This window comes from Paraburkholderia sp. GAS334 (assembly GCF_050436625.1).
Taxonomy (GTDB): domain Bacteria; phylum Pseudomonadota; class Gammaproteobacteria; order Burkholderiales; family Burkholderiaceae; genus Paraburkholderia.
Genome location: NZ_JBNDMO010000003.1, coordinates 441,732 through 450,103 on the forward strand (window position 1 = coordinate 441,732; position 8,372 = coordinate 450,103).

5 protein-coding genes and 1 rRNA gene are annotated in these 8,372 nt (G+C 60.2%); 2 read left to right on the top strand and 4 right to left on the bottom strand.

The genetic code is table 11. The features are described 5' to 3' along the window. Positions 1–81: 81 nt before the first annotated feature. Entirely contained in the window at positions 82–720 is a 639-nt protein-coding gene (gene coq7 / locus P3T21_RS08930; protein WP_429255554.1) for a 2-polyprenyl-3-methyl-6-methoxy-1,4-benzoquinone monooxygenase, read from the bottom strand. Positions 721–1,014: 294 nt separating this feature from the next. On the opposite strand from coq7, the gene P3T21_RS08935 reads away from it, so the two are divergent. Then, complete coding sequence (locus P3T21_RS08935; RefSeq protein WP_429255555.1) at positions 1,015–2,214, top strand: porin; 1,200 nt, start codon at positions 1,015–1,017, stop codon at positions 2,212–2,214. A gap of 279 nt (positions 2,215–2,493) precedes the next feature. On the opposite strand, the gene P3T21_RS08940 is transcribed toward P3T21_RS08935, so the two are convergent. Together P3T21_RS08940 and P3T21_RS08945 are read right to left on the bottom strand one after the other, a co-directional pair. After that, on the bottom strand, positions 2,494–4,167 hold the full coding sequence (locus tag P3T21_RS08940; protein WP_429255556.1) for a long-chain fatty acid--CoA ligase: 1,674 nt from the start codon (positions 4,165–4,167) through the stop codon (positions 2,494–2,496). A gap of 158 nt (positions 4,168–4,325) precedes the next feature. After that, positions 4,326–6,404: a molybdopterin-containing oxidoreductase family protein gene (locus P3T21_RS08945; RefSeq protein WP_429255557.1), complete on the bottom strand. Its 2,079-nt coding sequence runs from the start codon at positions 6,402–6,404 to the stop codon at positions 4,326–4,328. A gap of 168 nt (positions 6,405–6,572) precedes the next feature. Here P3T21_RS08945 and P3T21_RS08950 point away from each other — a divergent pair, with 168 nt between their 5' ends. Continuing rightward, a complete protein-coding gene (locus P3T21_RS08950) occupies positions 6,573–7,763 on the top strand; it encodes a M20 aminoacylase family protein (protein WP_429255558.1) in 1,191 nt (396 codons plus the stop codon). A 280-nt stretch (positions 7,764–8,043) separates the two neighbouring features. Here P3T21_RS08950 and rrf read toward each other — a convergent pair. Continuing rightward, positions 8,044–8,157 (bottom strand): 5S ribosomal RNA (gene rrf, locus P3T21_RS08955). Between the last annotated feature and the right edge of the window lie 215 nt (positions 8,158–8,372).

Here is an 8,372-nt window from a genome sequence, read left to right on the forward strand (position 1 = left end):
AAGCGAACAGAGAGGGAGAAACGCGGCAGATAATCCATGCTGATGCAGGACGGCGCCTTGCGCGCCGTCCCACCGGTACAACTATACGTAATACGCCGTCCGTGTCATGACCTTTGACGCAGCACGCATCAGCGCACGTACTGGAAACGGCAGATCGATACCACCGGCGTCCTTCGCTGCCTTGCCATGCGCCGCTTCATCAATGCGCATCTGCTCGACGATCGCGCGCGATTCACGATCGGCTTCCGGCAGCTTTTCCAGATGGCCGTCGAGATGATGCTCGACCTGCTTTTCGGTTTCGGCCATGAAGCCAAGGCTCACGCGATCGCCAAAACGGCCCGCTACGAGACCGAGTGCGAGCGCGCCTGCATACCAGAGGGGATTGAGCAGACTCGGACGCGAGTCGAGCGCCTCGAGACGACGCGACGTCCACGCGAGGTGATCTTCCTCTTCGCGGGCGGCGTGCTCGAACGCTTCCTTTAACGCGGGCGATCGGGTGGCCAGCTTCTGCGCCTGGTACAAGGCCTGGGCGCACACCTCACCAACGTGATTGACGCGCATCAGACCCGCGGCGTGCGCACGTTCCGCTGGCGACATTTCGACCGCTTGCGACGCGTCGGTTGCAACCGGTGGAAGTGGAACAGGGCGCGACATCCGTGACACCCCTGTCATCGAACGCAAACCCCGATCCAGCTCGGTAATCAGTTCATCAAGCGTCATCCAGGCCTCCCTCGATTTTCGGCGCTGCCCGATGTGCGTCAGGCTCCGTAAGGCTTTGTCTTTGCACGACAAAACATGCTTTTGCAGAATCCCCGCGAGCGGGAATAACCCATGATTTTAGCCCATGTTGCGTAAACGAAACAGGAGGTTACCGGGTGGTCGGCTTTTCCTTTGTGCGGGTAGGTCGTTTTGTTACATTACGTGCAACTTCTCGCGAAGTTACATTCAAGGCAGCAACGCATGACAAATATTCGCCTTGTAGAAAAGATTCGTAATTCCTTGGAGATCATTTCGATGAAAAAGTCGCTTCTCGCTCTGGCAGCATTGGGCACGTTTGCGGGCGTCGCTCATGCACAGAGCAGCGTGACCCTGTACGGCATTATTGACGAAGGCTTCAACTGGACGCAAAACTCGGGCGGCAGCCATCTGTACAACCTGACGAGCGGCGTTCTGCAAGGTAGCCGTTTCGGTCTGCGTGGTACGGAAGATCTGGGTGGCGGTCTGAAGGCTATCTTCGTTCTGGAAAACGGCTTCAACCTGAGCAACGGTGCACTGGGCCAGGCAAACAAGGGTTCGTCGCAAGGTCTGATGTTCGGCCGTCAGGCATATGTTGGCCTGTCGAGCCAGTTCGGTACCGTGACGCTCGGTCGCCAGTATGACTCAGTGGTCGACTACGTCGGTCCGCTCGAAGCAGGTGACCAGTGGGGCGGCTACATCGTTGCTCACCCGGGCGACCTGGACAACTTCAACAACGCATACCGCGTGAACAATGCAATCAAGTTCACGAGCGCGAACTACGCCGGCTTCACGTTCGGCGGCGTGTATAGCCTCGGCGGCATCGCTGGCGCCTACTCGCGCAACCAGCTCTTCTCGGTTGGCGCAGGCTACAACAACGGTCCGCTGGTGTTGGGCGTGGCTTACCTGAATGCACGTAATCCGAACAATGGCTTCTTCGGCGACAACGGCCAGAGCACGCCAGCAACGACGACGAACTTCATCTCGTCGCCGGTCTACTCGGGCTACGCTTCGGCTAACACGTATCAGGTCATCGGCGCGGGCGGTGCTTACACGTTCGGCGCAGCAACGATCGGTGCAACGTACTCGAACGTGCAGTTCCTGGGTCTGGGCAACGCGTCGTCGGGCCCGAACCCGGGTGGCTTCAAGAATTCCGCCAAGTTCAACAACGGCGAAATCAACTTCAAGTATCAGTTGACGCCGGCTCTGCTGGTTGGCGCGGCATTCGATTATACGGACGCCAGCAGCGTCGACCGCAACAACGGTACGAACACCGGTGGCGCGAAGTACTTCCAGTACGCGCTGGGCTCGGACTACTTCCTGTCGAAGCGTACCGACGTCTACATCGTCGGCGTGTATCAGAAGGCTTCGGGTACGGACTCGAACGGTGGTGCAGCAGTCGCCGCGATCAACAACCTGACCCCGTCGAAGAGCAACACCCAGGTAACGGCCCGCGTCGGTATCCGTCACAAGTTCTAATAAGTCGTAAACAAAGCTGTTTGCCTCAAAGGCGCCTTCGGGCGCCTTTTTTTACGCCCGCTGTTTTTGCTGTGTGCTGAAAAGTGCCGACTTCTGCAACGCCCCGTCCGCGGACATCCGCTGATCTCACCGCAACAAAAAACGGCTCAACGGGCGTGAGCCTGTTAAGCCGTCAAGTTCTGCTTTGGCGCGTCGTTTTGGAGCAATCGTGGAGCGACCTATCGAGACGAGCCATCGCACACACTGACACGCCGCGACCGACACCTTTACCTCTCCGTTTCAAGCCCGCCCATCGCGCAGTTCACGTCGCAGAATCTTGCCGACATTGCTTTTTGGCAACTCCGTGCGGAACTCGATGATCTTCGGGCGCTTATATCCAGTCAGCTGTGTCTTGCAGAACGAGAACAGGTCTTCGTCAGTGAGCGCCGGATCTTTCTTCACGATGAACAGCTTGACCGCCTCGCCCGAGCGCTCGTCCGGCATGCCAACCGCGGCGACCTCAAACACGCCCGGATGCTTTGCAACGACATCTTCGATCTCATTCGGATACACATTGAAGCCCGACACCAGAATCATGTCCTTCTTGCGGTCGACAATCTTCACGAACCCCTTCTCGCTCATGACGCCCACGTCGCCGGATTTGAAGAAACCGTCATCGGTCATCACCTTGGCCGTTTCGTCCGGCCGGTTCCAGTAGCCGGCCATCACCTGCGGCCCACGAATGCAGATTTCACCGGGCTGGCCGAGCGGCACTTCGTTGCCTTCGTCGTCGCGGATGGACACTTCCGTCGACGGCAACGGCAACCCGATCGTGCCGCTGTATTCGGTCACGGTCACGGGATTGCACGTGACACACGGGGAAGTTTCCGAGAGGCCATAACCTTCGACGATCGGCGTGTTCGTCTTCTCGTACCAGCGTTTCGCGACCGCCTCCTGAACAGCCATGCCGCCGCCGTTCGCGGTGATCAGTTTCGAGAAATCGAGCTGCGAGAAATCCGGATGATTCAGCAACGCGTTATACAGCGTGTTCACGGCCGGGATCGTCGTGATCGCGTAACCGCGCAGCGCCTTGATCATGCCGCCGATATCGCGCGGATTTGGAATGAGCACGCCGAGGCCGCCGGTACGGATCGTCAGCAGCCCGCAGACCGTCAGCGCGAACACGTGATACAGCGGCAGCGCAACGACCGTCACGAACTGTTCGATTTCACCCCGGCCGTGACGCACCGGGTCCATCCACTCGTGCGATTGCAGGACATTCGCGACCAGATTCCGGTGCGTCAGCGTCGCGCCTTTCGCGACGCCGGTCGTGCCACCGGTGTACTGCAAAAAAGCGATATCGTTCGGGCCTTGCTGCACAGCCTTGAACGTCTGCCGGCCGCCTTCAGCGATTGCATCGTTGAAACGGACATGCCCAGGTAGACTCCAAGGCGGCACCATCTTCTTCACACGACGCACGACGAAGTTGACGATCATGCCCTTCGCGCCCATCAGATCGCCCATCGCAGCCACAATCACATGCTTCACCGACGTATTGCCGACGACCGCCTGCAAGGTGTTCGCGAAGTTTTCGAGAATGATGATGGCTTCGGCGCCGCTGTCCTTGAGTTGATGCTCGAGTTCGCGTGGCGTGTACAACGGGTTCACGTTCACGACGACATAGCCCGCACGCAGGATCGCCGCGATGGCGACCGGATATTGCAGCACGTTCGGCATCATGATCGCGATGCGTGCGCCGCGCACAATGCCCTTCGACTGAAACCACGCGCCGAGTTTGCGCGACAGTGCGTCGAGTTCGCCGTAGCTGATGGCCTTGCCCATGCAGACGAAGGCAGGTTTTGCCCGATGCTCGCGGAAGCTTTCTTCGAGCAGGTCGGCAACGGATGCGTACTGCGTCGGATCGATCTCAGCTGGAACGCCGGGCGGATATGATTTCAGCCAGATTTTGTCCATGCGGCGTCTCCTCCTTATATTTTCGAATGGTCGTGCTAAAACACGCATCGTAGCATGCGTGCCCCGGCGTTCTTCTCGAAAGAAACCCGGGTTAGACGTGACCCTCGAACCGCAGATCGACGTGCCGGTGACGTTTTCGGCGCTTCAGGGCGCCGTGCTCAAACGCGCTCGACTTCGACGAGACAGTCGTAGAAGGTGGCCGAGCCACCGAGATCCGTCAGCGCCTGGCTCGTGACCTGATTGGCGTTGTGCCCGTCTGGAGCGAGCTTTTTCCACCAGATCGACAGGCCGACGACGAGGCCCTCCCGTGCCCGCTCCGTCACGCGGGCACGAGCCTGCATCGAGCCGCGGTCGTTGAAGATGCGCACCAGATCGCCATCGTTGACGCCGCGACCAAGTGCATCGGACGGGTGAATGTCGAGATGCGGCTCACCCTCGGTTGCACGAAGGCTTTCCACGTTCACAAACGTGCTGTTCAGGAAATTGCGTGACGGCGGCGAGATCATCGCCAGCGGAAAGCGCGCCGCGAGTTCGGGCGCGCCGTCAGCCGATTCGTACGGCGGCAAATAATCGGGCAACGGATCGAGCCCCTGCTGCGCGAGCCGCGCACTAAAGAACTCGCACTTGCCAGACGGGGTACGAAACGCACCATCGGCGAGCGGAGCATCCGGCAGATTCAGCTTCGCCCAGCCGACCTTCTTGAGCGACTCCCAGTCGAAACCTTTGAGCGCAGCGTCGTTCCAGCGGAACGCCCCAGCCGCGACCGCTTCGTCGCTTTCGTAAAGCGCCGGTTCGTCGAGCGCCATTGCGCGTGCAATGCCGCGAAAGATGTCCGTGTTCGGACGCGCATCGCCGACGGGCGCGATTGCAGGCAGGTTGACCATCACGTGCGTGTGCCCGTATGACTTGTGGACGTCGAGATGCTCGAGCTGGGTCGTGGCCGGCAGAAGCAGGTCGGCGTAATCGGCCGTATCGGTCTGAAAATGCTCGAGCACGATCGTGAACAGATCCTCGCGCGCGAAACCCGCAGCAACCTGCTCGGAATCCGGCGCGACCGCGACCGGATTCGAGTTATAGACGACGATCGCCTCGACTTTCGGGCCGAACACAGCGTCGCCCGGATGCGTGAGCGCGTCGCCGATCGCATTCATATTGATCACACGCGGCTGCTTTGCAGGCGAGCCGGGCATCAGATCCGGCCGCTCGAGCGCGTGCGAATCGACGGGCGTCCAGCCCGACGACGACAGCAGCAATCCACCCGCGCGATCACGCCACGCGCCGGTCAGCGACGGCAGACAGGCGATCGCGCGCACCGCGTTGCCGCCGCCGCGCACCCGCTGCATACCGTAGTTGAGACGGATCGCCGTCTTTTTTGTGCGCCCGTAAAGACGCGCCAACTCGACAACGACCTGCTCATCGATACCGCAGATCTGTGCGGCGCGCGCCGGCGGATACGTCATGGCGCGTTCCGCCAACTCATCGAAACCGAGTGTATGAGCGTCGATATAATCGCGGTCCAGCAGGTTTTCGCTGATCAGCACGTGGATCATGCCGAGAGCCAAAGCCGCGTCGGTGCCGGGCTTCAGCGCAATGTGCTGATGACACTTTTCCGCGGTGAGCGACCGGTAAGGGTCGATCGCGACGAGGCGAGCGCCGCGGCGCTTCGCTTCCTGCGCGCGAGTCCAGAAATGAAGATTCGACGCGATCGGATTCGAGCCCCAGATCAGAATCAGCTCGCTCTCTTCGAAGAATTCCGTGAGCATGCCGACGCTCGCGCCGTACGTATATTTGAGTCCCGCTGCACCGGCCGCCGCGCAGATCGTACGGTCGAGTTGCGACGCACCCAGTTTGTAGAAAAATCGCTGCGCAATGCTGTCGCCCTGCACAAGTCCCATCGTGCCAGCGTAGCTGTACGGAACGATCGCCTCGGGTGCCCGTTGCGCGATTTCCGACAGGCGCGTAGCCGCCAGCTGGAAGGCTTCGTCCCAGCTGATCGGCTCGAACCGCCCTTCCCCCTTCTTTCCGGCGCGTTTCATCGGCGTCGTCAGCCGCTTCGGATGATGCACGCGTTCCGCGTAACGACTCACCTTCGTACACAGCACGCCCTGCGTCGGCGGATGGTCAGGATCGCCCGTCACCTTGACCGCCCTGCCATTCTCGACGGTCACGCGCATCGCGCAGGTATCCGGGCAGTCGTGCGGGCAAACTGCACGGGCAAATGCGGCGGGAGCGTTCATGGAGGATCCGTGGAAGAGAGGTGCAATGCGGGCAACACGTAATTTTATTACGTCCGGCGCGCGCCGGCCGTGCCGTTCCGCCAAAAAGGCTGTTCGGCGTAGAATGATCTGTCCCGGGCTCGAGCGAAGAGCCTCGAGCGACACGCAGCCAATGACGCACAAACGACCATGAAACTCATCCCGGAAATCCAGGCCGCTAGCGGCGAAATTCAAACGCTCCGACGAACGATCCACGCCAACCCTGAGTTGCGCTACGAGGAAACCCAGACGGCCGATCTCGTGGCGAAGAGTCTCACCGATTGGGGCATCGAAGTGCATCGGGGGTTGGGCAAGACGGGTGTAGTGGGCGTGTTAAAACGCGGTAACGGCTCGCGATCGATCGGTCTGCGTGCCGATATGGATGCACTTCCAGTGCATGAACTCAATACGTTTGAGCACCGGTCGCGCAACGACGGGAAGATGCACGCGTGTGGTCACGATGGCCACACCGCCATGTTGCTGGGCGCGGCCCGGCACCTGGCGAAGCACGGTGAGTTCGACGGCACGATCGTGTTCATTTTTCAGCCCGCCGAGGAAGGCGGCGCCGGCGCGCAGGCAATGATCGACGACGGGTTGTTCACCCGGTTTCCCGTCGATGCCGTGTTCGGTATCCATAACTGGCCGGGGATGCCGGCTGGACACTTCGGCGTGACCGAAGGCCCGATCATGGCGTCGAGCAATGAATTCCGCATTGAAATCAAGGGCGTAGGATCACACGCGGCGCTCCCGCACAATGGACGTGATCCGGTGTTCACTGCCGTCCAGATTGCCAATGGACTGCAGGGCATCATCACGCGGAACAAAAAGCCGCTCGACACGGCAGTGCTATCGATCACGCAGATCCATGCTGGCGATGCGGTCAACGTGGTACCCGACGTCGCCTGGATTGGCGGTACGGTTCGCACCTTTACGGCCGGGACACTCGACCTGATCGAGGCGCGACTGCGCAAAATAGCAGGGAGTACGGCAGAGGCTTACGACTGCACGGTCGACATCACGTTCCACCGAAACTACCCCCCAACGATCAACAGCGCCGAGGAAACGCGATTCGCAGCCGATGTGATGAGAGAGGTCGTTGGCACGGAAAACGTGGACGACTCTGTCGAACCCACTATGGGTGCCGAAGACTTTTCGTTCATGTTACTGACGAAGCCAGGATGCTACGCATTTTTGGGCAATGGCGACGGAGGCCATCGCGAAGCGGGCCACGGGGCTGGTCCGTGCATGCTGCACAACGCGAGCTACGATTTTAACGACGATCTGCTGCCGGTAGGCGCGACGTACTGGGTGCGACTGGCGCTGCGATATCTGTCTCGGTGAGGTACGCGCGGCCGCATGCGGGTGCACTCGGCCGCTGCGTCTTTAACATGCCCCGGACCGTGTGACGCGAATGATATGTCGACGCCTGTTGCTGGCCGCGGATCCGGGAGGCAGATGCCGTTTCTAACTACGGCACGAATCGGACTGAAAGTGTAGGCGGTTGGTGTGGGTGCACGCCCGCGGATCCAGGGCGTGAGACTGACAACGGACCAGTAGTTTCGAGGGCGGTAAACGCAGAAACCCCACCTTTGTGGGGTGGGGTTTCTGTTGCTGCTGGGGAGCCTGACGATTACCTACTTTCACACGGGCAATCCGCACTATCATCGGCGTGGAGTCGTTTCACGGTCCTGTTCGGGATGGGAAGGGGTGGTACCGACACGCTATGGTCATCAGGCATGACTTGTTGTCGTGCTGTCTGTGGGGACAGCACAACCAATCGGGAAGAAGTAGTTTCTGGTGATGCTCACCAGAGGGAGATTCGGGGGTTGTGTTGTTTCTGGCACAACACTGATCACTCAACCTGTGCGTCCTGCTAACACCGTCTGGTGCTTGGCACGCATCCCCTGCGGGGATCGGACCAGAGTAAGCGCTGAAGCGCTAACTCTGGTC

What these genes read in the sequence shown, in the direction of transcription:
- coq7 (WP_429255554.1), bottom strand. Translation starts at nt 720, where the DNA reads ATGACGCTTGATGAACTGATTACCGAGCTGGATCGGGGTTTGCGTTCG.
- P3T21_RS08950 (WP_429255558.1), top strand. Translation starts at nt 6,573, where the DNA reads ATGAAACTCATCCCGGAAATCCAGGCCGCTAGCGGCGAAATTCAAACG.
- P3T21_RS08940 (WP_429255556.1), bottom strand. Translation starts at nt 4,167, where the DNA reads ATGGACAAAATCTGGCTGAAATCATATCCGCCCGGCGTTCCAGCTGAG.
- P3T21_RS08935 (WP_429255555.1), top strand. Translation starts at nt 1,015, where the DNA reads ATGAAAAAGTCGCTTCTCGCTCTGGCAGCATTGGGCACGTTTGCGGGC.
- P3T21_RS08945 (WP_429255557.1), bottom strand. Translation starts at nt 6,404, where the DNA reads ATGAACGCTCCCGCCGCATTTGCCCGTGCAGTTTGCCCGCACGACTGC.